The organism is Anaerobacillus sp. ABA4_114 (genome assembly GCF_056159065.1).
Window position 1 is genome coordinate 2255301 of record NZ_JBSWUM010000001.1, and the last position, 23364, is coordinate 2278664.

The 23364-nt window shown below is 42.6% G+C and carries 22 protein-coding genes; all 22 read right to left on the reverse strand.

Annotation, left to right across the window (positions count from 1 at the left end; all coding sequences use genetic code 11):
- Window positions 1–59 precede the first annotated feature (59 nt).
- The 22 genes from ribF to hslV all read right to left on the reverse strand — a co-directional run bounded on the left by ribF (window position 60) and on the right by hslV (window position 23346).
- Window positions 60–992 (reverse strand): bifunctional riboflavin kinase/FAD synthetase, encoded by a 933-nt coding sequence (ribF, locus tag ACXAEY_RS11410; RefSeq protein ID WP_474812081.1) that lies wholly within the window; start codon window positions 990–992, stop codon window positions 60–62.
- A gap of 18 nt (window positions 993–1010) precedes the next feature.
- A complete protein-coding gene (gene truB, locus ACXAEY_RS11415) occupies window positions 1011–1910 on the reverse strand; it encodes a tRNA pseudouridine(55) synthase TruB (RefSeq protein ID WP_474812083.1) in 900 nt (299 codons plus the stop codon).
- 58 nt (window positions 1911–1968) lie between these two features.
- Window positions 1969–2319, reverse strand: a complete 351-nt coding sequence (gene rbfA / locus ACXAEY_RS11420) for a 30S ribosome-binding factor RbfA (protein WP_270181874.1) — start codon at window positions 2317–2319, stop codon at window positions 1969–1971.
- Window positions 2320–2338: 19 nt separating this feature from the next.
- The gene (locus ACXAEY_RS11425; RefSeq protein WP_270181873.1) at window positions 2339–2614 is read right to left on the reverse strand and encodes a DUF503 domain-containing protein; all 276 of its coding nucleotides are present in this window, start codon (window positions 2612–2614) and stop codon (window positions 2339–2341) included.
- Window positions 2611–4698, reverse strand: coding sequence for a translation initiation factor IF-2 (gene infB, locus ACXAEY_RS11430; RefSeq protein ID WP_270181872.1), 2088 nt, complete (start codon window positions 4696–4698; stop codon window positions 2611–2613). Before infB ends, ACXAEY_RS11425 begins: the two co-directional genes overlap by 4 nt.
- Before the next feature lie 15 nt (window positions 4699–4713).
- The gene (locus ACXAEY_RS11435) at window positions 4714–5016 is read right to left on the reverse strand and encodes a YlxQ family RNA-binding protein (RefSeq protein ID WP_270181871.1); all 303 of its coding nucleotides are present in this window, start codon (window positions 5014–5016) and stop codon (window positions 4714–4716) included.
- Entirely contained in the window at window positions 5013–5273 is a 261-nt protein-coding gene (gene rnpM, locus ACXAEY_RS11440; protein ID WP_270181870.1) for an RNase P modulator RnpM, read from the reverse strand. Before rnpM ends, ACXAEY_RS11435 begins: the two co-directional genes overlap by 4 nt.
- A gap of 23 nt (window positions 5274–5296) precedes the next feature.
- Entirely contained in the window at window positions 5297–6403 is a 1107-nt protein-coding gene (gene nusA / locus ACXAEY_RS11445; protein WP_270181869.1) for a transcription termination factor NusA, read from the reverse strand.
- 18 nt (window positions 6404–6421) lie between these two features.
- A complete protein-coding gene (gene rimP / locus ACXAEY_RS11450) occupies window positions 6422–6892 on the reverse strand; it encodes a ribosome maturation factor RimP (protein ID WP_270181868.1) in 471 nt (156 codons plus the stop codon).
- A gap of 160 nt (window positions 6893–7052) precedes the next feature.
- Window positions 7053–11345, reverse strand: coding sequence for a PolC-type DNA polymerase III (locus ACXAEY_RS11455; protein WP_474812086.1), 4293 nt, complete (start codon window positions 11343–11345; stop codon window positions 7053–7055).
- A gap of 81 nt (window positions 11346–11426) precedes the next feature.
- On the reverse strand, window positions 11427–13046 hold the full coding sequence (locus ACXAEY_RS11460) for a proline--tRNA ligase (RefSeq protein WP_474812088.1): 1620 nt from the start codon (window positions 13044–13046) through the stop codon (window positions 11427–11429).
- Between the two features lie 45 nt (window positions 13047–13091).
- Window positions 13092–14345: an RIP metalloprotease RseP gene (rseP, locus tag ACXAEY_RS11465; protein ID WP_270181865.1), complete on the reverse strand. Its 1254-nt coding sequence runs from the start codon at window positions 14343–14345 to the stop codon at window positions 13092–13094.
- A gap of 16 nt (window positions 14346–14361) precedes the next feature.
- The gene (locus tag ACXAEY_RS11470) at window positions 14362–15510 is read right to left on the reverse strand and encodes a 1-deoxy-D-xylulose-5-phosphate reductoisomerase (protein WP_270181864.1); all 1149 of its coding nucleotides are present in this window, start codon (window positions 15508–15510) and stop codon (window positions 14362–14364) included.
- A gap of 43 nt (window positions 15511–15553) precedes the next feature.
- Window positions 15554–16360 carry a phosphatidate cytidylyltransferase gene (locus ACXAEY_RS11475; RefSeq protein WP_270181863.1) on the reverse strand — a complete coding sequence of 269 codons (807 nt, stop codon included), beginning with the start codon at window positions 16358–16360 and terminating at the stop codon, window positions 15554–15556.
- Window positions 16361–16381: 21 nt separating this feature from the next.
- Window positions 16382–17149 (reverse strand): isoprenyl transferase, encoded by a 768-nt coding sequence (locus ACXAEY_RS11480; protein WP_442865170.1) that lies wholly within the window; start codon window positions 17147–17149, stop codon window positions 16382–16384.
- A 91-nt stretch (window positions 17150–17240) separates the two neighbouring features.
- Window positions 17241–17762: a ribosome recycling factor gene (gene frr, locus ACXAEY_RS11485; protein ID WP_442865188.1), complete on the reverse strand. Its 522-nt coding sequence runs from the start codon at window positions 17760–17762 to the stop codon at window positions 17241–17243.
- Between the two features lie 37 nt (window positions 17763–17799).
- Window positions 17800–18525, reverse strand: coding sequence for a UMP kinase (gene pyrH, locus ACXAEY_RS11490; RefSeq protein ID WP_270181861.1), 726 nt, complete (start codon window positions 18523–18525; stop codon window positions 17800–17802).
- Window positions 18526–18597: 72 nt separating this feature from the next.
- The gene (tsf, locus tag ACXAEY_RS11495) at window positions 18598–19479 is read right to left on the reverse strand and encodes a translation elongation factor Ts (protein WP_474812090.1); all 882 of its coding nucleotides are present in this window, start codon (window positions 19477–19479) and stop codon (window positions 18598–18600) included.
- A 98-nt stretch (window positions 19480–19577) separates the two neighbouring features.
- A complete protein-coding gene (rpsB, locus tag ACXAEY_RS11500) occupies window positions 19578–20312 on the reverse strand; it encodes a 30S ribosomal protein S2 (protein WP_224882129.1) in 735 nt (244 codons plus the stop codon).
- 271 nt (window positions 20313–20583) lie between these two features.
- A complete protein-coding gene (gene codY, locus ACXAEY_RS11505; RefSeq protein ID WP_474812092.1) occupies window positions 20584–21360 on the reverse strand; it encodes a GTP-sensing pleiotropic transcriptional regulator CodY in 777 nt (258 codons plus the stop codon).
- A gap of 21 nt (window positions 21361–21381) precedes the next feature.
- Window positions 21382–22776 (reverse strand): HslU--HslV peptidase ATPase subunit, encoded by a 1395-nt coding sequence (gene hslU, locus ACXAEY_RS11510; RefSeq protein ID WP_270181859.1) that lies wholly within the window; start codon window positions 22774–22776, stop codon window positions 21382–21384.
- Window positions 22777–22806: 30 nt separating this feature from the next.
- Entirely contained in the window at window positions 22807–23346 is a 540-nt protein-coding gene (hslV, locus tag ACXAEY_RS11515) for an ATP-dependent protease subunit HslV (protein WP_270181858.1), read from the reverse strand.
- Window positions 23347–23364: the final 18 nt, after the last annotated feature.

Here is a 23364-nt window from a genome sequence, read left to right on the forward strand (position 1 = left end):
TGTGTACATATCGTACAGATATTAGACTACATGTTTTTGTAGTAAAATGCAAGAGGAATCTATTCTAGGATTTTTCTTGCGAGATCTGCATCTTTCCCAATCTGTTCGATCAATGCGTCAACGGATGGAAATTTCACTTCACCACGTATCTTCTTGTAAAACTCGACTGAAACTTCTTTTCCATACAAATCTTCTTCGAAATCAAAAACATGAACTTCTATAGAAGGTTTGTCTGGTGCATCATCATAAAAAGTAGGTTTATAGCCTATGTTGCAAACGCCATTTCTCCACTGGCCATCGTGTTTCAGCCTTACAGCATATACACCAGTTGCAGGAACAAGGTATTCGTTATCAAGCTGAATGTTTGCTGTAGGAAATCCGATCGTCCTGCCTCGCTGATCACCTTTGATTACATTCCCAGAAATCACGTACCTACGACCTAAGACTTCTTCGATGTTTTCTACTGCGCCTTCTCGAATATAAGAGCGGATTAGAGTAGAGCTCACTTTTTCATCATCCTTTGACACTTTTTCAATAACCGTCTGGTCGAATTTATTACGCGCATGGAATGGCATCGACTCCATCGTTCCTCTGCCTTTACTGCCATATGTAAAATCGAATCCAGCTACGACATGAACCACTGATAGATTGATGATATAGTCATCAACGAATTGCTGTGGCGTCAATCCTGCGATGGTTGTATCGAACTTTACAATATATAGTACGTCGATTCCCATCTCGTCGATCAGGTCGATCTTCTCATCAAGCGGCGTGATCGCTTCAACTTGAGGTGATGACTTGCCAAGAACGACTGATGGATGAGGGTAAAACGTCATGACTGAGGAAGCAACGCCTTTTTCCTCTGCGATTTTCTTCGCTGTAGATATCACCTTTTGATGACCTCGGTGAATCCCATCAAAATACCCGAGCGCCATGACAGATGGTTTATTCGATTCAATAAAATGCGGATGAGATAAATAAATTGTTTTCATAGCTTTCACCTTCTAACTTCATCTCGAGAACACTTTTTCAGGTTTCATAAGCCCTGGCTTTTCTGGGTGTTTCTGATAAATGGCGATGGCTTTACCTTCTTCACTATACATAACGAGTCGCTCATCTGTCATCTCTTCAACTTCAGGCAGTACCGAACCATTTTGTAGCTTCGCTTCCATCTCTTTGTCTACCGTAAGAGAAGGCATAGAAGAAAGGGCATATTCCAGGGGAAAAAGTCTTAACGTTTCTTCTTCTATCATCTGTGTAATCTCATCAAATGTCAAACATTCTTCGAGCTTAAATGGGCCAGAAGCAGTCCTGACTAATGATGACATATGAGCCGGATATCCTAAGGAAGCTCCGATATCGACAGCAAGCGTTCTGATATACGTTCCTTTACTACATACGACTCGAACAGGGATATCCACTGTACCGTCCTTATAGACGATTTCTCCGGTTCGTTCGATTTCGTGAATCGTGACATGACGTGAAGGTCGTTCGACTACTTTTCCTTCAAATGCATATTCGTACAGTCGCTTTCCGTTCACTTTAACCGCTGAATACATCGGTGGAACTTGTTCAATTTCTCCTTTGAAGGCTTCTAGAGTAGACGTGATTTCCTTAGGTTCGAAATTCGTCGTTATGCTTTTTTCTTCAATCTTCTCTCCAGTTGCGTCTTCAGTAGAAGTCGAATAGCCAAGAGTAATAACAGCTTCATAAGTTTTAGAGAAATCCGTCATATACTGTGCAACCTTTGTTGCTCTTCCAATACAGAGCGGCAACACTCCCGTAACTGCAGGATCGAGCGTTCCTGTATGCCCTACCTTCTTAGTCATAAGAATTTTGCGTACTTTCGCAACGCAGTCATGTGACGTCATCCCAGCAGGTTTTTTTAATGGTAAGATCCCTTCCATCACTTTTCCTCCTTTCTAAACATAGAGAAAGGATAGACATTCCTGCCTATCCTAACGTTCTCTATTCATCAGATTGATTTAAATCCGCAAGAAGTCTCTCTATTTTATTACCGTAATCGATGGATTCATCGAATTCGAAATAAATTTCAGGTGTTTTGCGAAGACGAATTCTCTTTCCGATTTCTGAGCGAATAAAACCTGTCGCTTTTGCAAGACCGTTAAGAGTAGCATCTTTCTTCTCTTCATCACCTAAAACAGTAATGAATACTGTTGCTTGTTGAAGGTCGTTTGTAACCTCAACAGCTGTTACTGTAACGAAACCTACACGAGGATCTTTTATCTTTCTGCTGATGATATCCCCAAGTTCTTTCTTCATCTGTTCACCTACGCGGTGCGCGCGAACATTGCTCATCGTTACACCTCATTTCTTCCTAAAGCCATTCATAAGTTGTTCGGGTAAGCTCAATGTCAGGATTTGAATCGATCAATGCGATAGCTCTCTGTAATTCCCGCTCACAGGCTGTCTTGCTAGAAGCAGTCGTTACGATTCCTATCACAGTTCGTTGCCACAAATCCTGATTATCAAGCTCAGAAACTGCTAAATTATAGTGCTTCAGCCGGCTTATCACCGACTGTAGCACTGATCTTTTCTGTTTAAGTGACTGCGCATCATAGATTATGCATTCGCACTCAATGTAGCCGATCACTTAGGTTTTACTTCCTCCATTACGAATGCTTCAATGATGTCGCCTTCCTTCACATCGTTGAACTTCGCAAGTGTAATACCACACTCATAGCCTTTCGCAACTTCTTTTGCATCATCTTTGAAACGCTTCAAGGTATCGACTTCACCTTCGAAAACGACGATGCCGTCACGGATTACTCGTACGCCAGAGTTTCTAGTGATCTTACCTTCAATCACGTAAGAACCTGCGATCGTACCAACTTTAGAAACTTTGAACGTTTCACGAACTTCAGCTTGACCGATGACCTTTTCTTCATAGACAGGATCAAGCATCCCTTTCATCGCTGATTCAATTTCTTCGATCGCTGTATAAATTACGCGGTGAAGACGAATATCAACTTGCTCTGCATCTGCAACTTTCTTCGCATTGTTATCAGGACGTACACTGAAGCCGATAATGATCGCATTCGAAGCAGAAGCAAGGATGATGTCAGATTCAGTGATCGCACCTACACCTGTATGAATGATGTTGATCTTAACACCTTCAACTTCGATCTTCTTGAGAGAACCTGCAAGTGCTTCGACGGAACCTTGCACATCTGCTTTAATGATGATGTTGATGTCTTTCACATCACCTTGTTGGATCTTCTCAAATAGATCGTCAAGATTCATCTTAGAAGACTCTTTACGCTGTGCTTCAATTTGTTGCTGTGCACGCGCTTCACCTACTTGGCGAGCCTGCTTTTCATCTTCAAATGCCACGAAGCGGTCTCCAGCTTGAGGAACATCACTAAGTCCAGTTATTTCAACCGGTGTAGATGGTTCAGCTGTTTTCACGCGCTTACCAAGGTCGTTGACCATTGCACGCACACGTCCGAACGTATTACCGACAACGACAGGATCTCCAACTTTTAACGTACCTTCTTGTACGAGAAGTGTTGCAACTGCACCACGACCTTTGTCTAGCTGAGCTTCAATAACAGATCCAGAAGCTAACTTATCAGGGTTCGCTTTGAATTCTTCTACTTCAGAAACTAGAACGATCATTTCAAGGAGCTCATCGATTCCTTCCCCTTTGATCGCAGAAAGATTAACAGTGATCGTGTCTCCACCCCATGCTTCTGGAACTAGCTCATACTCAGTAAGTTCCTGAAGGACACGGTCAGGATTTGCACCTTCTTTATCCATCTTATTAACTGCAACGATAATTGGCACCTCTGCAGCTTTCGCATGGTTAATCGCTTCGACAGTCTGAGGCATAATACCGTCATCTGCCGCTACTACGATGATTGCGATATCTGTAACTTTCGCACCACGTGCACGCATTGTTGTAAATGCTGCGTGACCAGGTGTATCTAAGAAAGTGATCTTTTTGTCTTTGTTATCGATTTGGTAAGCACCGATGTGCTGTGTGATTCCGCCAGCTTCACCTTGCGTTACCTTCGTGTTACGGATGCTATCTAGTAGAGTTGTTTTACCGTGGTCAACGTGACCCATGATTGTTACGACAGCAGGACGCTCCACAAGCTTCTCGCTATCATCTTCTTTTGTATAATTATCAAGGTCTGTAATTTCAAAGATTTCTTCTTCTTCTACTTTTACGCCATAATCGTCACAAATAAGTTCCATTGTATCTTTATCGAGCTCCTGGTTGATCGTTGCCATTACACCAAGACCCATAAGCTTCTTGATGATCTCAGAAGCATCTTTACCAAGCTTCTCTGCAAGCTGTCCAACCGTCAATGAACCGATGAACGTTACCTTTTCAGGCAATCTTCTTGGAGCTGCAGTGTTCTTAGGTGGTTGTCCTTTGCCACGACGATTTGGGCGTCTGCCACCACGACGTGCATTGTTTGGTTTATTTGTGTTGCTCTTTTGGTTTGAGTTTGCTTTTGGGTTATTTCTGTTGTTTTTATTTTCCATACTGTTTTTGTCGCTTCCCTTTTTGGATTGTTTCGAATTGCTATTAAGCTTCTCCACTGTTGAATCGTCGATCACAGACATGTGATTCGTGACTTTTATATTCATGCTTTTTAACTTTTCGATAACATCCTTACTTGTTGTATTGTGTTCCTTTGCATATTCATAAATTCGCATCTTACTCATACGTTCACCCCCGAGTTATTGATCAAGAATAGCAAAAAGTTTCTTTGCAAATCCTTCATCAGTGACGGCTATCGTCACTCGCTGTGCTTTACCGATCGCATGCCCGAGTTCATAGCGTCCTGCTACAATACATACTGGGATTCCATAAGTAGTTGCTTTATCTGTAATTTTCTTCTTTGTATTGTCGGATGCGTCATCCGCTAACAGTACGAGTCTCGCATGTTTTCGTCGGATTTCCTTAACTACTAATTCTTCACCCGATACGAGTTTGCCTGCACGTTGAGCAAGTCCCAGAAGTGATTCCCAATTTCCTCTCATGAACGTAACTCTTCAAGATGGAGATAAACGTCATCTGTAACTTCTGCTTTAAGATGTGCAGAGAGTGCGTTCTTTTTTCTAGCTAGTTTAAAACACTCTTCACTATTGCAGAGGTATGCCCCACGGCCGTTCATCTTTCCAGTCGGGTCAATCGCTATTTCTCCTTCTTTAGACCTGACAACGCGTACTAGTTCTTTCTTTGGCTTCATTTCCTGACAGGCTACACACTTACGCATCGGAATCTTACGGTTTTTCACGATGGACACCTCTCCTGATCCTACTATTCGTTATCGTAGTCAGTTTCTTCCTCTTCGAAGAGCGGAGTGTCATCTTCAGTATAAATGCCTTCTTCTTCCGCTTCTGACTGACTCTTAATATCAATTTTCCAGCCTGTTAGTTTCGCAGCAAGACGTGCATTCTGACCACGTTTTCCAATCGCTAGAGATAGTTGATAATCAGGTACGATCACCTGAGTCATCTTATTCTCTTCATCAACATTCACTTTAAGTACTTTTGAAGGACTTAGAGCGTTTGCTACGTATTCAACGATATCTTCTGACCAGCGGACGATATCGATTTTCTCGCCTTTCAATTCGTTCACGATCGCCTGTACTCGCTGTCCACGCTGGCCTACACAAGAGCCAACCGGATCGATTTCAGGATCTTCTGCATGAACAGAGATCTTTGAACGATCGCCTGCTTCGCGGGAGATCGACTTCACTTCTACAGTACCATCGTAGATTTCTGGTACTTCAAGCTCGAAGAGACGCTTCAAAAGACCAGGGTGTGTACGTGAAACCATCACCTGTGGTCCTTTTGTCGTTTTTTCAACTTTTGTAACATACACTTTTATTCTATCATGCGATTTGTATGTTTCGTTCGGCATCTGTTCGCCAGTTGGAAGAAGGGCTTCGATCCTACCGAGGTCAACATAGATGAAGCGGTGATCTTGACGCTGTACGATACCTGTCATGATATCGTCTTCACGCTCGATAAACTCACTAAAAATAATGCCGCGTTCAGCTTCACGAACTCGCTGAGTGACAACCTGCTTCGCTGTCTGAGCGGCAATTCTACCGAAGTTACGAGGCGTTACTTCAATCTCAACAACATCTTCAACTTCATACTGTGGATCCATATCCTTCGCATCTGCAAGAGAGATCTCTAAGCGGGAGTCTTCAACTTCTTCCACAACATCTTTACGTGCGAATACACGAATCGACCCTGTATCTTGATTGAAGTCTACTCTAACATTTTGCGCCTGGTGGAAATTACGCTTATAAGCGGAGATCAACGCTGCTTCGATTGCCTCCACGATAATATCCTTACTGATGCCCTTCTCCTTTTCAAGAACGGTCAGTGCATCCAATAGATCACTACTATTCATTTTCATTCTCCCCTTTAATTAAAAAACAACTGCAAGCCTAGCGCTTGCCACTTTGTCATAAGGTACTTCTACCGTTATTGTTCTTGTTTTAACCTTCTGCTCGACGACAACCGTCTCACCATCAAAGTTTACAAGCTTACCTTCAAAGCTCTTTTCGCCGTCGATGGGTTCATAGGTTGTAATGTATACTTGCTTACCTACCACTTTCTCGAAATCGGATGGTTTCTTAAGTGGACGCTCGGCACCTGGCGAAGATACTTCTAGGAAGTATGGTTGCTCGATCGGATCTTGCTTATCAAGTTGCTCACTTAATTTCTCGCTCACAACACCGCATTCCTCGATATCAACGCCCCGCGGAGAATCGATATAGACACGGAGAAACCAGTTCTTTCCCTCCTGTGTGAATTCTACATCTACAAGTTCCAGGTTCATTTCATCTGCTATTGGTTTTACTAGTTCTTCTGTAACCGTGATCACATGTTCAGTCATTGGTTGTCCTCCTTTCTGATCCTGTCAAGCAGGGTCCCAATCGAAAACGAAAGAGTGGGTTAGCCCCACTCTTTCGCTGCGTGTGTATTCACTAGTATTTCCACAATTACTATACCATACTCATTTAGCCAATTCAACAAAGAAGAGAACGCGGCTTCCTTTAGAAAAGACTGAGCTGATTAGCATCTGGCAGCCCTTCTAGACAGCCATGGTCATCTAGATACTCAAGGACCGTTTTTGAAATCTTACTTCGCTGTTGAAGATCTTCTTTCGAGAGGAATTCTCCATCCTCTTTTGAAGCTTCGATATTCAGTGCAGCGTTTGTTCCCACTCCAGGCAGTGAGTTGAACGGAGGAATAAGAGAATCGCCATCTACGATAAACTCTGTTGCCTTCGATCTGTAGAGATCAACTTTCTGCATACGAAGACCTCTCTCTGACATTTCAAGCGCGATCTCAAGGACAGTGAGTAGGTTCTTCTCTTTCGGAGAAGCATCGAGACCCTTTTCGTTGATCTCTTCAATTCTCGCTCGGATTGCGTTCGATCCCTTTACCATCGTATCGATATCAAAGTCATCTGCTCTTACTGTGAAGTAAGCAGCATAGAAAAGAATAGGATGATGCACTTTGAAGTAAGCGATCCTCACCGCCATAAGGACATATGCTGCCGCATGGGCTTTCGGGAACATGTATTTGATCTTCAAGCAAGAATCAATATACCAATCCGGCACATCGTGCTTCTTCATTTCGTTGACCCATTCCTCTTGAAGACCTTTCCCTTTACGAACGAACTCCATGATCTTAAATGCAAGGGATGGTTCGAGCCCTTTATAGATCAAGTACACCATGATATCGTCACGACACCCGATCACTTCACTAAGTGAACATGTACCGGCCTGAATGAGCTCCTGTGCATTCCCAAGCCATACATCCGTGCCGTGTGATAGACCAGAGATCTGTACGAGTTCTGAGAACGTACTAGGTTTCGTGTCTTCAAGCATTTGTCGAACGAAGCGCGTACCGAATTCAGGAATGCCGTACGTTCCAGTTTTACACATGATTTGATCTTGCGTAACTCCGAGCGATTCTGTGCCACTGAATAGCTTCATCACTTCTGCGTCATCAGTCGGGATCGTCTTCGGGTCGATTCCACTTAAATCTTGAAGCATTCTGATCACGGTAGGATCATCGTGTCCTAGAATATCGAGCTTCAAGAGATTGTCGTGGATCGAGTGGAAGTCAAAATGAGTTGTTTTCCAAGCGGAAGTTTTATCGTCAGCTGGAAATTGTATCGGTGAAAAGTCGTAGATGTCCATGTAATCTGGTACTACGATGATTCCGCCAGGGTGCTGACCTGATGTACGTTTGACGCCTGTACAGCCTGCTACGAGTCGGTCGATTTCAGCACCTCTGAAATGGAGGTCGTTATCACCCATGTACCCTTTCACATATCCATATGCCGTTTTTTCTGCGACAGTGCCGATGGTTCCCGCTCGATAGACGTTGTCTTCCCCAAAGAGTTCTTTCGTATAATTGTGTGCTCTCGGCTGATATTCACCTGAGAAGTTCAAGTCGATATCGGGTACTTTATCCCCTTTGAATCCTAGGAACGTTTCAAACGGAATATCATGTCCATCCTTAATGAGCGGAACGCCGCACGTATCACACTCTTTATCAGGAAGGTCAAACCCTGAGCCTACGGAACCGTCATCGAAGAATTTGGACTCTTTACACGTCGGACATACGTAATGAGGCGGCAATGGGTTAACTTCTGTAATTTCCGTCATCGTTGCTACGAATGATGACCCGACTGACCCACGTGAGCCTACGAGATATCCGTCATCCAGTGATTTTTTAACTAGCTTTTGAGAGATCAAATAGATTACCGCAAATCCGTGACCTATAATACTTTTCAGCTCTTTTTCTAGTCTTTCCTCAACAATCGTCGGTAGTTCATCACCATAAATACTTCTAGCCCGATCATAGCTCATCTTTCTCATCTCTTCATCTGCACCTTCGATCTTAGGCGTGAAAAGATCATCCTTGATCGGCTTGATGTCATCGATAAGACTCGCGACATGCTGCGGTTTTTCAACCACGATTTCTTTTGCTTTCTCTGAACCAAGGAAATGGAAGCAGTCGAGCATTTCGTTCGTCGTTCTAAAATGAACTTGAGGCAACGTCTGTCTGTTCAATGGATTACCAGCTTGTGCTTTGATCAGAACCTTACGATAGATGTGATCTTGAGGGTCCAAATAATGCACATTCCCTGTCGCAACGACTGGCTTATCTAATTTCTCTCCTAGCTTTACGATATTTCCGATAATGTCTCTTAACGCCATTTCATCTTGTACAAGCTCTTTTTCAATAAGATGCATGTAGTTCTGAGGCGGCTGAACTTCTAGATAGTCGTAAAACTTTGCAATCTCCTCAACCTCTTCAGGAGATTTTTGCATCATGCCTTCAAATACTTCACCTTTATCGCACCCTGATCCGATCAATAGACCTTCTCGATACTTCTCAAGCTTTGACCTTGGAATACGTGCTGTCCGATAAAAGTAGTCGAGATGGGAAAGCGATACAAGTTTGAAAAGATTTTTTAGTCCTACATCGTTTTTAGCTAGAATGATCGTATGAGATGGTCTTGTTCGCTGGAATCCTGTCTGCCCCATATTCTCATTAAGCTGGTTATGGTTTGTAATTTCTCTTTCCAGCGCATCTTTCAAAAGCTTCCACATCAGATAGCCTGTCGCTTCCGCGTCATAGATCGCCCGGTGGTGTTGCGTAAGGTTGATATCAAACTTCTTACAAAGCGTATTGAGTCGGTGGTTTCTCATTTCTGGAAACAAGAATCGCGCAAGCTCTAGCGTATCGATAACTGGATTTTTTGCTTCACCTAAACCAATATTTCGGAACCCAACGTTCAGAAACCCCATATCGAAACTAGCGTTATGAGCAACGAGGATATCGTCGCCGATAAACTCATGAAAATCTTTTAAAACGTCCTCTATTTCAGGTGCATTCTCCACCATGTCATCTGTTATGCCAGTAAGTTCGATCGTAGTCGACGATAGCGGATGATGAGGATTTGCGAATCGCTCAAACTTATCGACGATTTCTCCGTCCTTCACTTTAACGGCTGCAAGCTCGATGATCTTATTATAAACTGCGGATAACCCTGTCGTCTCGACGTCAAATACGATATACGTACTTGATTCAAGATCTCGATCTGCTTCGTTATATGCGATTGGAACACCGTCATCAACAAGATCAGCTTCTAATCCGTAAAGGATTTTGACACCATTTTTCTTCCCCGCTGCGTATGCATCAGGGAACGACTGTACGTTGTTATGGTCCGTAATCGCAATAGCCGGGTGACCCCAGTTAGCAGCCTGACTGATCAGATCACCAACAGAACTCACAGCATCCATTTGACTCATCTGTGTATGTGCATGCAGTTCTACACGCTTCTCATCTTCAGGTGCTTCATCTTTACGAAGCTCCGGCGTTACTTGAGTGAGGTCGTTTCCAATCATGACGAGATCTCGAACGAACGTATCGTTTTGAATACCGCCTCTCACTTTTACCCAAATTCCTTTTCGAACCGCTTCAAGAATCGGCACATCTTCTTTGTCGCGAGAGAACATCTTCACTAAGATCGAATCCGTGTAATCTGTAATTTTGAATGTTAAGAGCGTACGACCACTTCGAAGCTCCTTCGTTTCTGCATCGAACACATAACCTTGAACAGCGATTCTCCGCTCTTCATCTTGAATGGTTTCGATCGGCACAGGATCTTCCTTGATCTTATAGCCGATAACGAGCGTATCAGGCGTCTGACCTTTGCTTTCAGCTGTATCAGCTTTTTGCTTTTCGATCAATGCTTCCATCATCTTGGAGTGGTCTTCTTGCTGCTTCTGCTCCATAAACTTATCGTAATCTTGCTTTGATTCTTTTACTTCGATTTCTAGCATGTATTTAGGAAAGCCAGCTGCTTCATAGCACTCTGCTAATGGGCCTGTTAGCTTCTTCTTTGCGATGGCTGCTTCCGTCTCGTTTCGAACGTGAACGAGCAGCTTGTTTCCATTGATTCTCGGTGTTTGACTCTTCAATAGTGCCGTTAAGGAAGCGGAGTGGTCCTGCATGAGTTCCACTACATTTTCCCAGTAGCTAGAAGCTAGCTCTTCAGTTGCTTCACCATCTGTCGTAATCGAAAAGTCAACTGTAGCGATATGCTTTAACCCATCGACCAATCGACTTCGAAATAGTTCATATATATGAAATGGTAGGATTGTAGGTAAATGAAAGTGGAAATGCCACTTCCTCGTTTCCTTGTATACTGTTAGTTTCGAGATATATCCTTCTTTAAAGAATTCTTCAAACTTATCCGGAAACGATATTTGCTGAAGGAGTAGCTGAAGTCGTTCCTTCCTTACCGTTAACTCCTGATCCATGTCATAACCCCCTTTATTGACATCCTTTGGGTAAACGAAAAAAAAGGTGGCAGGACCCAATAAAGGGCACCTGTCCACTATTTAACCCAATTGTTCAAAGAGCTTTTGTAGTTCTGAATTCAATTCATCTACAGCCACTTCGAATGATTCACCTGTATCTCTGCGTTTTACTTCAACGATGCCGTCTGCTGCCTTTTTACCAACAACAACGCGAAGCGGTACTCCGATTAAATCGGCATCCTTGAACTTCACTCCTGCTCGCTCTTTACGGTCGTCGTAAAGAACATCGTAGCGCTCATTACGCAGCGATTCATAAAGTCTGTCCGACAATTCCTTTTGATCATCATTTTTTACATTGACTGCAATAAGATGAACATGGAACGGAGTGACACCCATCGGCCAGTTGAGTCCGTTTTCGTCTGCATTTTGCTCTGCGATCGCTGCTAACGTACGAGAGATCCCGATTCCATAACAACCCATGATGATCGGCTCAGCTTTTCCGCCCTCGTTAAGATAATTCGCTCCCATCGCTTCGCTATATTTTGTACCTAATTTAAAGACTTGTCCAATTTCGATTCCTTCAGCAAAGACCACTCTGCCTTTTCCGTCTGGAGAAGGGTCGCCTTCTTGGATAAATCTTAAATCTTCATAGCGTTCGATGTTAAGGTCACGTTCAGGGTTCACATTATGATAAGGGTTACTACCATTAACGCTTCCGTTAACGATCGATTTGACCGCATTGTCAGCAATGACCGTGCCTTCGAATTCTCTTACATCGATCTCTTTATTTATTTTTTCTACAAGGTCTGTACCGAATAAGTTCTTCACTTTTATTTCATTGAGGTCATGGTCGCCTCTGACAAGAACGAGTAGCTCTTCATCGTTTACATTCAAAAGTGTTGCTTTCAGTTCACGATCAGGAGATGTTTCTTTTTCACCTTTAGCTAAAGCCTCTTCCGCTTCACTAGGCTTAACGTATTCGACTTTCACTTCTGCCATCTCGATGTTCGCTGCATAATCGGATTCATCGCTATACGCGATCGTGTCTTCTCCAACGCTTGAGAGAGCCATAAATTCTTCTGTATCTTTTCCACCCATTGCGCCTGAATCTGCCACTACAGGACGGAAATTAAGTCCTAGTCTAGTAAAGATTTTGCTATAGGTTTTGTGCATAAGATCATATGCTTCATCTAATTGCTCTTCAGATGAATGGAAAGAATAAGCATCTTTCATGATGAACTCTCTACCTCTTAAAAGTCCAAAGCGAGGACGACGCTCATCTCGGTACTTCGTCTGAACTTGATAAAGAATAACCGGCATTTGCTTATAAGAGCTAAGCTCATCTCTGACAAGGCTCGTAATCAATTCTTCATGCGTTGCACCTAGAGCGAACGGTCTGTCATGACGATCTTTAAGCCTCATAAGCTCTGGTCCATAAACATCCCATCGACCTGTTTCTTGCCATAGTTCAGCTGGTTGAATAGCAGGCATAAGAAGCTCTTGTGCACCAGCCTCGTTCAATTCTTCTCGAACGACTTCTTCAATCTTCATTAATACTTTCTTACCTAAAGGAAGGTAAGAATAAATGCCTGCTGCGTTCTGTCGTATAAAACCCGCTCGGACAAGCAGCTGATGACTTTTTATCTCGGCATCAGCTGGGTTGTCTCTGAGGGTAGGATTAAAATAACTCGATTGTTTCATGACCTGCACCTCATTTCATTTAAAAGGACATCTGCCCCTACTTTCTTACAAAAAGAAACGTTGAATATCATTCCATGTTACAACGAGCATAAGTAACATGAGGAAAGAGAATCCAATAAAGTGTACAAGACTTTCTTTTTGAGGGTCGATCGGCTTGCCTCTTAATGCTTCTACCCCAATAAACAATAATCTTCCTCCATCTAGAGCAGGTAATGGCAGGAGATTAAAGATTCCTAGGTTGATGCTTAGAAAAGCAGCCCATCTCATCAATACGTACACACCTTTTGATGCCGCTTCTTCTGTATAGCTATAGATCCCTACTGGTCCAGAAAAAGCATCGATCGAAAGCTGGCCTGTTACGAGCTGACCTAGACCTACAAAGATTGCTTTAGAGAATTCATACGTAGATGTAAAACCAAAAGCAACTGAATCGAGGAAGTTCACCTGATATGCCGGTGCAACTCCGATTCGACCAACCGACTGATTCTCAGTCAACTCTTGTTTTTCTGGAGTTATCGAGAGTGATACTGCTTCTCCTTCACGATCCACGGTGAAACTTAGCTGGTTTTCTGCATTATCTTGAATGATCGAAGTCATTTTGTCCCAGCTCGTTATTTCAGTTCCATTAATCTCAGTGATCACATCTCCATTCATCATACCTGCTTGCTCAGCGGGGCTTCCTTCAACAACTTCATTGACTTGATTTGTAGGTGTTCCTTGGAGTAAACCAAGTAGGAAGAAAATCACGATAGCAAGCAAAAAGTTCATGACGGGACCTGCGAAAATGGCTAGGAAGCGATCCCAGAGAGACTTTGATCCGAATTGACGGTCATAAGGAGCAATCTGAAATTCAGATCCGTCCATCACATAGTGTGACTGCTCATCAAGCGGATAAACGACCGCTGGTTCATCTTCACCTTCGTACCCTTTTATAAAAAGTTTGTGTTCTAAATCGGCTTCTTCAACCGTGATTTCTTTTAAGTTTGTGTAAGCAGATTTCTGATTAATAACGATTTTTTCTATCTTGTTTTTGTTATTGAATAGCAAGCCTACGCGTTGACCGGGTTTTAATTCGATCATTTCCGGATCTTCTCCGGCCATTCGAACAAACCCACCAAGTGGCAATAGTCTTATCGTATATACCGTTTCACCTTTTTTAATCGTGAAAAGCTTCGGCCCAAATCCGATCGCGAATTCACGGCATAGGATTCCTGCACGTTTTGCAAGGAGCAAGTGACCCAGTTCATGGAAAAAGACCAGTGCTCCGAATATGATAATGATCGAAATCACAGTATTCATATCCACTTAACCACCTTTATTTAATTAATGACTGAACTCTCGATCGCGTTTCAGAATCGATCTCAAGAATTTCTTCTAGCGATGCGTTCTGAATCGAATCGTGTTGTTCTAGCGCTTTTTCAACGAGCTCTTCAATCGTCAAGAAATCGATCTTGCTCTGTAGAAATGCAGCAACTGCCGTTTCGTTCGCAGCATTCAACACCGCTGTCATTGAGCCGCCAATTCGACCAGCATCATAAGCGAGTTTCAAACTACGGAAACGCTCGAAATCTACCTTTTCAAAGTGAAGCTTACCAACTTCCCATAAGTTTAACTTTTTTGCATTTCTCATTTCAAGCCGATCAGGATAGCTAAGTGCATATTGAATCGGAATTCTCATATCCGGAGTACCTAGATGAGCCATTACGCTTCCGTCTATGTACTCGACCATCGAGTGGATGATACTCTCTTTATGAAGCAGAACGTCGATCTGATCATAAGGAGTTCCAAATAACCAATGAGCTTCGATGACTTCTAGACCTTTGTTCATCATAGTCGCAGAATCGATCGTAATTTTTGCTCCCATTGACCAGTTTGGATGATTTAGCGCATCTTCTACGCTGACACCTTGTAACTCTTTTCTTGTTTTATCTCGAAAACTTCCTCCTGAAGCAGTAAGGATCAATCGGTCCATCTGATCGATCTTCTCTCCATTCAAACACTGAAATAGCGCAGAATGTTCGCTGTCTACAGGCAACAGAGCTGATCCGTACTTTTTGGCTGCTTCCGTCACGAGATGTCCTGCAGTGACGAGTGTTTCTTTGTTTGCAATCGCAATCGTCTTACCCTGTTCGATTGCAGACAACGTTGGAGTAAGACCAATGCTTCCAAGAACCGCATTTACGAGGACGGTTGATTCCGGATGACACGCTACTTCAAGCAATCCTTCTTCCCCATAAACGATCTTCGTTTGTCTCGAAATACTTCTTCTCAAGCTTTCTGCGTCTTCCCTTAATTGAACCGATAGCAACTTAGGTTGGAATTCATCTACGATCTCAGCAGCTTTTTCGATGTTTCTACCTACTGAAACCGCAACGAGGGAAAACAACTCAGGGTGCATTCTTATGATATCAAGAGTCTGGGTACCAATGGACCCAGAAGCTCCCAGTAAGCTGATTTTTTTCAAACGATCTGTTCCTCCAATCCATTCTGTTGATCCAGTTGCACATTTATACCAGGTGTAGCAAATGTAGAATTGGGAGTACAAAGATCAGGCTATCAAACCGGTCTAATATCCCTCCGTGTCCTGGTAAAATGCTTCCAGAGTCTTTTACGCCATAATGACGTTTAAACGCTGACTCTACCAGATCACCAATCTGTCCAAAAACTGAGGTTAATACTGAGACGATAATCACGATAGAAATTGATTCATAGACCGGATAGATCATTTGAAAAACAATTCCTACAATCAGAGCCATCCCTACTCCTCCGAGCGCACCTTCTACCGTTTTATTAGGAGATATATGCGGCCATAGCTTTTTCTTTCCTATTGCTCGACCAACAAAGTACGCACCAGAGTCCGAAGCCCATATCAAAAAGATGATAAAGAAGAGCTGGATCATGCCTTCTAAGCTTGTGTCTCCTAAATAACGCGTTGCTGTAAAATAATAAAAGCCTAATCCGACATACAGTGATGCCATCAAAATAAAAGAACTTTCATCAAAACTATATTTATTCTTTGTAAGGACCGTCATTGCTAAAAGAATGAGCAAGCCAAAAAATAATAAATCTATCTTTGTAAAAACAGAGGATGTGAGCGCAGCGATCCAATCTTCAGGCATGACTAGAATCCAGGTCCCAATAAGAGCCAGCAAACCAGGTAATGAAACGAGCGAGATCTTTTTCATCAACAATAGCTCGACCATTCCAACAGTAGCTACCAGCGTCATTAAAATAATAAAAGGCCAGTCTCCTACAATGATCATACCTAATAGTAATACGCCAAAAATCACACCAGTAATAATACGTTGTTTCATAACGCTAATGTCCTCCTACAATTAAACCCCGCCATAGCGGCGACCACGTCGCTGATACTCTTGTACAGCCTCAACAAAATGATGCTCTGTAAAGTCGGGCCATAGCACCTCTGTAAACCAGAGTTCAGTATAAGCCAGTTGCCATAGCATAAAATTGCTGAGACGAATTTCCCCGCTTGTCCGAATCAACAGGTCAGGATCTGGGTATTGGCTACTTAGAAGATAGGAGGAAATCTTTTCCTCGGATATCTCATCTTCAGACAGTATCCCCTTTTGTACGTCGCTTAATAACCGTTGCATCGCAGTCTTCATTTCATGACGACTTCCATAGTTCAATGCGAAATTCAAAATAAGTCCGGTATTGTCTTTCGTATCTTCGACTGCCTTCGAAATTGCTTTAAATGTATGAGAAGGCAGTTGTTCACGATCCCCCATTATTCGAACTTGTACATTCTGCTCGATTAATTCTGGCAGATGACTTAGTAAAAACTGTTCAGGGAGCTTCATCAAGAAGTCTACTTCTTCTTTTGGCCGCTTCCAATTCTCGGTTGAGAAGGCGTATAGCGTTAAATAGTTAACACCGATGTCATTTGCTTTCCTGACGATTTTCTTAACTACTTTAACTCCTTCACGATGCCCAGCCACTCGTGGCAGGCCACGCTTCTTCGCCCAGCGTCCATTGCCATCCATTATGATCGCAATATGCCTTGGAATATTAGCAGATGTGTTAATGTCTAAATGTTCTTCATCTTCATTCTTTCTCATCCAGTTTGAGAACTTCCCAAGCATTGCAAATCCTCCATTGTGTCACTTACTTAACAAAAAAACCCCCTGTGGGAAAAGAGGGTCCTTTTATTATCTTATTTTACCTGTTATTGAATTAGACTTCCATGATTTCTTTTTCTTTGTCTGATGCAATGCTATCTGCTTCAGCAACGAACTTATCAGTAAGCTTTTGTACTTCGTCGGTTTTACGGCGAAGCTCATCTTCTGTGATGTCGCCATCTTTTTCCTTCTTCTTTAACTCATCGTTCGCATCACGACGGATGTTTCGGATAACGACCTTACCATCTTCAGCATACTTCTTAACGAATTTTACTAGCTCTTTACGACGCTCTTCAGTAAGAGCTGGGATCGTAATACGAATGACGTTTCCATCGTTAGAAGGAGTAAGACCAAGATCGGATTTCAAGATCGCTTTCTCGATATCACCGATCGCTGACTTATCATAAGGCTGGATAAGAAGCATACGAGCTTCAGGAACAGAGATCCCTGCAAGTTGGTTTACTGGAGTCGGAGCGCCATAGTAGTCAACTTGGATCTTGTCGAGTAAAGAAGCGTTAGCTCTTCCTGCTCTTAGAGTAGCTAGCTCTTTTCTTAAGCTAGAAATTCCGTTCTTCATACGTTCTTCAGCGTTTTTCAAGATTTCTTCTGGCATCTTAATTTCTCCCCTTTACGACTGTTCCGATTTCTTCGCCACAAACGGCGCGCTTGATGTTACCTTCTTCCATAATGGAGAAGACGACAAGTGGAATATCATTATCCATACAAAGTGAAGAAGCAGTAGAATCCATTACTGCAAGACCTTCTTTAAGTACATCGAGATATGATAGAGTTTCATACTTTTTCGCTGTTGCGTCAACAGTTGGATCTGCTGAGTACACACCATCTACATTGTTTTTCGCCATTAAAATCACGTCAGCCTCAATTTCAGCTGCTCGTAGTGCCGCAGTTGTATCTGTAGAGAAGTAAGGGTTCCCTGTACCTGCTGCAAAGATCACAACGCGTTTTTTCTCAAGATGGCGAATTGCTTTACGACGAATATAAGGTTCTGCTACCTCTTTCATCTCGATCGACGTTTGGACTCTCGTTTCAACGCCCAACGTCTCAAGGCTATCTTGCATCGCTAGAGAATTCATCACTGTTGCAAGCATTCCCATATAATCTGCAGTAGCGCGGTCCATGCCCATCTCGCTACCAACTTTACCACGCCAGATATTGCCACCGCCAACGACGACTGCAACTTCTACACCCATCTCATGGATCTCTTTGATTTGGGATGCAATCGACTGAACGATGGAAGGTGATATACCAAGTCCTTCTCCACCTGATAATGCTTCACCGCTTAATTTTAACACAACGCGTTCATACTTGGCTCCGCTCATATTAACCCTCCAGCATGTTTATTCTATCCTTTTTCTTGAAAAATAGGGAACACATCGTGTTCCCTACCTGTATTACTTCTTCACTTGAGACATAACTTCTTCAGCGAAGTTATCTTCGCGTTTTTCCATGCCTTCTCCAACTTCATAGCGGATGAATCCTTTTACAGAACCACCTTTAGATTCAACATACTTGCCAACCTTTTGGTCAGTATCTTTAACGAATGCTTGGTCAACTAGAGAAATTTCTTCGAAGAACTTGCCAAGACGGCCTTCTACCATCTTCTCAACGATCTTTTCAGGCTTTCCTTCGTTAAGAGCTTGTTGTTTTAGTACTTCACGCTCACGCTCAACTTCTTCAGCTGGGATCTCATCACGAGAAACGAAACGAGGGTTAACAGCTGCAGCGTGCATAGCAACGTCTTTTGCAACTTCTTCGTCAGTTGTTCCTTCTAGAAGAGTCAATACGCCGATGCGTCCACCCATGTGTAGGTAAGAACCGAATGCGTCAGCATCTGTTTTCTCAACGATTTGGAAGCGACGTAGAGAAATCTTTTCACCAATCTTAGCGATTGCATTGTTCAAGAATTCTGTAACAGTTTGTCCGTTTTCCATCTTGCTTTCAAGAGCTGCTTCTACAGACTCAGGGTTCGTCTTAAGAAGGTGAGTAGCGATGTCGTTGATCAACACTTTGAAGTTATCGTTCTTCGCAACGAAGTCAGTTTCAGAGTTGATTTCAGCGATTACTGCTTTGTTACCTTCAACTGCGATAGCTGCAAGACCTTCTGCTGCCACGCGATCAGCTTTCTTAGCTGCTTTAGAGATACCTTTCTCACGTAGCCAGTCGATTGCCTTGTCCATGTCACCGTCGTTTTCAGTTAGTGCCTTTTTGCAATCCATCATACCTGCGCCAGTTTGGTCGCGCAATTCTTTTACCATTTTAGCTGTTACTGCCATTAGAAATTCCTCCTTGGATTATGATATGTAAACATACTCTGTTGGTTAAAAAAAGGTGATAAAGGGGTAGAGTTCCCCTTTATCACCCCTTTGTGTTCTTATACAGATGTTTCTTCAGTTTCAACTGCTTCAGCTTCTGCCTCTTCTTCTTCTACTTTGCTAACTTCGATAACAGCGTCAGCCATTTTAGCAGTAAGAAGTTTAACAGCGCGGATCGCGTCGTCGTTACCAGGGATCACATAATCTACTTCATCAGGATCACAGTTAGTATCAACGATTGCAACGATCGGAATGTTAAGCTTACGCGCTTCCGCAATTGCAATACGCTCTTTACGAGGGTCGATAACAAACAATGCGTCCGGAATACCGTTCATATCCTTGATACCACCAAGGAATCTTTCTAGACGGTCCATTTCCTTCTTAAGAAGAATAACTTCTTTCTTAGGAAGTACATCGAACGTGCCATCTTCTTGCATCTTTTCAAGACTCTTAAGACGGTTGATACGCTTTTGAATTGTTTCAAAGTTCGTAAGCGTTCCACCCAACCAACGTTGGTTGATGTAGTATTGACCAGCACGGATCGCTTCATCTTTAACAGATTCTTGCGCCTGCTTTTTCGTTCCTACAAAAAGAACTTTACCGCCATCTTGTGCGATTTCACGTACAAAGTTGAATGCTTCTTCAACTTTCTTCACTGTTTTTTGAAGGTCGATAATGTAGATACCGTTTCTTTCAGTGAAGATGTAAGGTTTCATTTTTGGGTTCCAACGACGAGTTTGGTGTCCGAAGTGTACCCCAGCTTCTAGAAGCTGTTTCATAGAGATAACTGCCATGATAAATCCTCCTAATGGTTTTTTAGCCTCCGCTTGCATCGCTTTCGGGAAAAACTGCGAACGCAGCACCATTTCCCAAATCAACAAGCGTGTGTGTTTAACACCGTTGATTAATATACCATATTGTTTTCTCTGCCGCAAGTTAGAAATCTAAAATTCCGCTTATGAACTAGTAAGTTCTTACTAATAAGCTCTAAAAATACGAATGGTGAGGTTTTCACAAAGAAAAAAACTGCCGAGAAATCTCGGCAGTCGGTACATTCACGTAATACTATCGCGTCTTAAGTTTTGATAACTCAACGAGGAATTTATCATTAAGAACTTTAATATACGTTCCTTTCATACCTAGAGAACGAGATTCAATTACACCAGCACTTTCAAGCTTTCTAAGTGCGTTAACGATAACAGAACGCGTGATGCCTACTCTATCAGCAATTTTACTAGCAACTAGCAAACCTTCGTTACCTTCTAGTTCTTCGAAGATATGCTCGATCGCTTCGAGTTCACTATAAGATAGCGACGAAATCGCCATTTGAACGACCGCTTTGTTTCTAGCTTCTTCTTCAATCTCTTCTGCTTTCTCATGCAGAATCTCCATACCTACAACTGTAGCACCATATTCTGCAAGTAGAAGGTCGTCGTTAGAGAACGAATCGCTTAGACGAGAAAGAATCAGTGTTCCAAGACGCTCTCCTCCACCAACGATCGGTACGATCGTAGTCAAGCCTTTTTCAAATAGGTCGCGGTTTTCAACCGGGAATGCAGTGTATTCACTTGTAATATCCAGGTTAGAAGACGTCTCATTAATATTAAATAGATTCTGAGTGTACTCCTCTGGGAATTGTCTTTCAGAGAACATTTTCTTCATACGCTCATTTTCGATCTCCTGGTTAATCGCGATTCCTAACAGCTTTCCTCTACGGCTAACCACATATACGTTAGCAAGAATCACGTCACGAAGCGTTTCTGCCATGTCTGTGAAATTTACCGGTCCTTCTGATTTCTGTAGCATTCCATTAATCTTTCTTGTTTTCTCAAGTAAGTTCATCTTTTTGTCCTCCTGCATGTGTTATAAGATATATTGACTTAAGTCACGATTCTTAGCTATAGTCGCTAATTTTTCATCAACGTATTCTGGTGTGATCGTAATACTTTCCAAATTGATATCGGGCGCTTCGAAAGATAGATCTTCTAATAGTTTCTCGAGAATCGTGTGAAGTCTTCTAGCTCCGATATTATCTGTGTCCTGATTTACGTCTGCTGCAATTGTTGCAATTTTATAAATAGCATCGTCAGAAAATTCAACTTTAATACCTTCAGTTTCCAATAATGCTGTGTATTGCTTCACAAGTGCATTATCAGGTTCTGTTAAAATTCGTTTAAAGTCATCGACTGTCAAGCTCGATAACTCAACACGAATTGGGAACCTTCCCTGCAATTCTGGTATAAGGTCTGATGGTTTAGCCATATGGAAAGCACCAGCCGCAACGAATAAGATATGATCGGTTTTTACTGGACCATATTTCGTTGTTACCGTTGAACCCTCAACGATCGGTAAGATGTCACGCTGGACCCCTTCGCGTGAAACATCGGCGGATTGTTGACTCTTACCAGCTACCTTATCAATTTCATCAATAAAAATGATACCCGTTTGTTCTGTCTTCGAAACAGCATCCTGGGATACTTCATCCATATCGATTAACTTAGCAGCTTCATCCTGAGTCAAGACCTTCCTTGCTTCAGCTACGGAAAGCTTTCGCTTCTTTTTCTTCTTTGGCATGATGTTTCCTAGCATATCTTGCATGTTCATTCCCATTTGCTCCATGCCGGAACCTTGGAACATATCCATCATCGATTGATTCTGCTCTTCTACTTCAACCGTAATCATTCTGTCTTCTAATTCACCAAGCGCTAGCTGATGCGCGATCTGTCTTCTCTTCGTAGCAATTGTTTGGTCTTCAGAAGTCTGTTGATCACTCGTGTCATCTTGCCCTTGATTACCAAAGAACATTTCGAGTGGGTTTTTGTACTGAGATTGTTTTTTTGCAGAAGGTACGAGCAGCTCAACGATTCGTTTGTTTGCATTTTCCTCTGCTTTATCTTTTACCTGATCCATCCGCTCTTCCTTCACGATACGTATCGAGGTTTCAACGAGATCTCTTACCATCGATTCTACATCTCTACCTACATACCCTACTTCAGTGAACTTCGTTGCTTCAACTTTAATAAATGGCGCATTAACAAGCTTCGCAAGGCGTCTAGCTATCTCGGTCTTACCAACACCAGTAGGTCCGATCATCAAGATGTTTTTCGGATTCACTTCATCTCTTAACTTATCGCTCAAAAGGCCTCTGCGGTATCGATTTCTTAGCGCTACAGCTACGGCTTTCTTAGCATCGTTTTGACCTACAATATATTGGTCGAGTTTTTCTACGATTTGGCGAGGTGTTAACGGATTAGACATATGATCGCCTCCAAGGTTACAAAATTTATCTTATAAGGATTCTACGATTATCTGGTCATTTGTATAAACACAAATTTCTGCAGCAATCTGCATCGAAGCTTTTGCAATTTCTTCAGCGCTTTTCCCTTCACTATATCGCTTCAGCGCCCTTCCTGCTGAGAGAGCATAATTGGACCCAGAACCGATTGAGAGAATGCCATCGTCAGGCTCGATCACTTCACCCGTTCCTGAGATGAGCAGCAACTGTTCCTTGTTCATTACGATTAGCATTGCTTCAAGTTTTCGTAACACACGGTCGCTTCTCCATTCTTTCGCAAGTTCGACCGCTGCTCTCTGGAGGTTACCTCCAAATTCTTCGAGCTTTCCTTCAAACTTTTCAAAAAGAGTAAACGCATCGGCCACAGAACCAGCAAAGCCTGCCACGACTTTCCCATGGAAAAGTCTTCTTACTTTTTTTGCAGTATGCTTCATAACAACTGCATTTCCGAACGTTACTTGGCCGTCGCCAGCCATTGCACATCCTCCATTATGTTGAATTGCAAATATAGTGGTTGCGTGAAAGTCTCCCATAAGTTCCTCCTCCCGAGC

Coding starts and splice junctions, on each gene's coding strand:
- ribF (WP_474812081.1), bottom strand. CDS start 992: ATGAAAACAATTTATTTATCTCATCCGCATTTTATTGAATCGAATAAA.
- rbfA (WP_270181874.1), bottom strand. CDS start 2,319: ATGAGCAATGTTCGCGCGCACCGCGTAGGTGAACAGATGAAGAAAGAA.
- infB (WP_270181872.1), bottom strand. CDS start 4,698: ATGAGTAAGATGCGAATTTATGAATATGCAAAGGAACACAATACAACA.
- ACXAEY_RS11435 (WP_270181871.1), bottom strand. CDS start 5,016: ATGAGAGGAAATTGGGAATCACTTCTGGGACTTGCTCAACGTGCAGGC.
- nusA (WP_270181869.1), bottom strand. CDS start 6,403: ATGAATAGTAGTGATCTATTGGATGCACTGACCGTTCTTGAAAAGGAG.
- rimP (WP_270181868.1), bottom strand. CDS start 6,892: ATGACTGAACATGTGATCACGGTTACAGAAGAACTAGTAAAACCAATA.
- ACXAEY_RS11455 (WP_474812086.1), bottom strand. CDS start 11,345: ATGGATCAGGAGTTAACGGTAAGGAAGGAACGACTTCAGCTACTCCTT.
- ACXAEY_RS11460 (WP_474812088.1), bottom strand. CDS start 13,046: ATGAAACAATCGAGTTATTTTAATCCTACCCTCAGAGACAACCCAGCT.
- rseP (WP_270181865.1), bottom strand. CDS start 14,345: ATGAATACTGTGATTTCGATCATTATCATATTCGGAGCACTGGTCTTT.
- ACXAEY_RS11475 (WP_270181863.1), bottom strand. CDS start 16,360: ATGAAACAACGTATTATTACTGGTGTGATTTTTGGCGTATTACTATTA.
- ACXAEY_RS11480 (WP_442865170.1), bottom strand. CDS start 17,149: ATGCTTGGGAAGTTCTCAAACTGGATGAGAAAGAATGAAGATGAAGAA.
- frr (WP_442865188.1), bottom strand. CDS start 17,762: ATGAAGAACGGAATTTCTAGCTTAAGAAAAGAGCTAGCTACTCTAAGA.
- pyrH (WP_270181861.1), bottom strand. CDS start 18,525: ATGAGCGGAGCCAAGTATGAACGCGTTGTGTTAAAATTAAGCGGTGAA.
- tsf (WP_474812090.1), bottom strand. CDS start 19,479: ATGGCAGTAACAGCTAAAATGGTAAAAGAATTGCGCGACCAAACTGGC.
- rpsB (WP_224882129.1), bottom strand. CDS start 20,312: ATGGCAGTTATCTCTATGAAACAGCTTCTAGAAGCTGGGGTACACTTC.
- codY (WP_474812092.1), bottom strand. CDS start 21,360: ATGAACTTACTTGAGAAAACAAGAAAGATTAATGGAATGCTACAGAAA.
- hslU (WP_270181859.1), bottom strand. CDS start 22,776: ATGTCTAATCCGTTAACACCTCGCCAAATCGTAGAAAAACTCGACCAA.
- hslV (WP_270181858.1), bottom strand. CDS start 23,346: ATGGGAGACTTTCACGCAACCACTATATTTGCAATTCAACATAATGGA.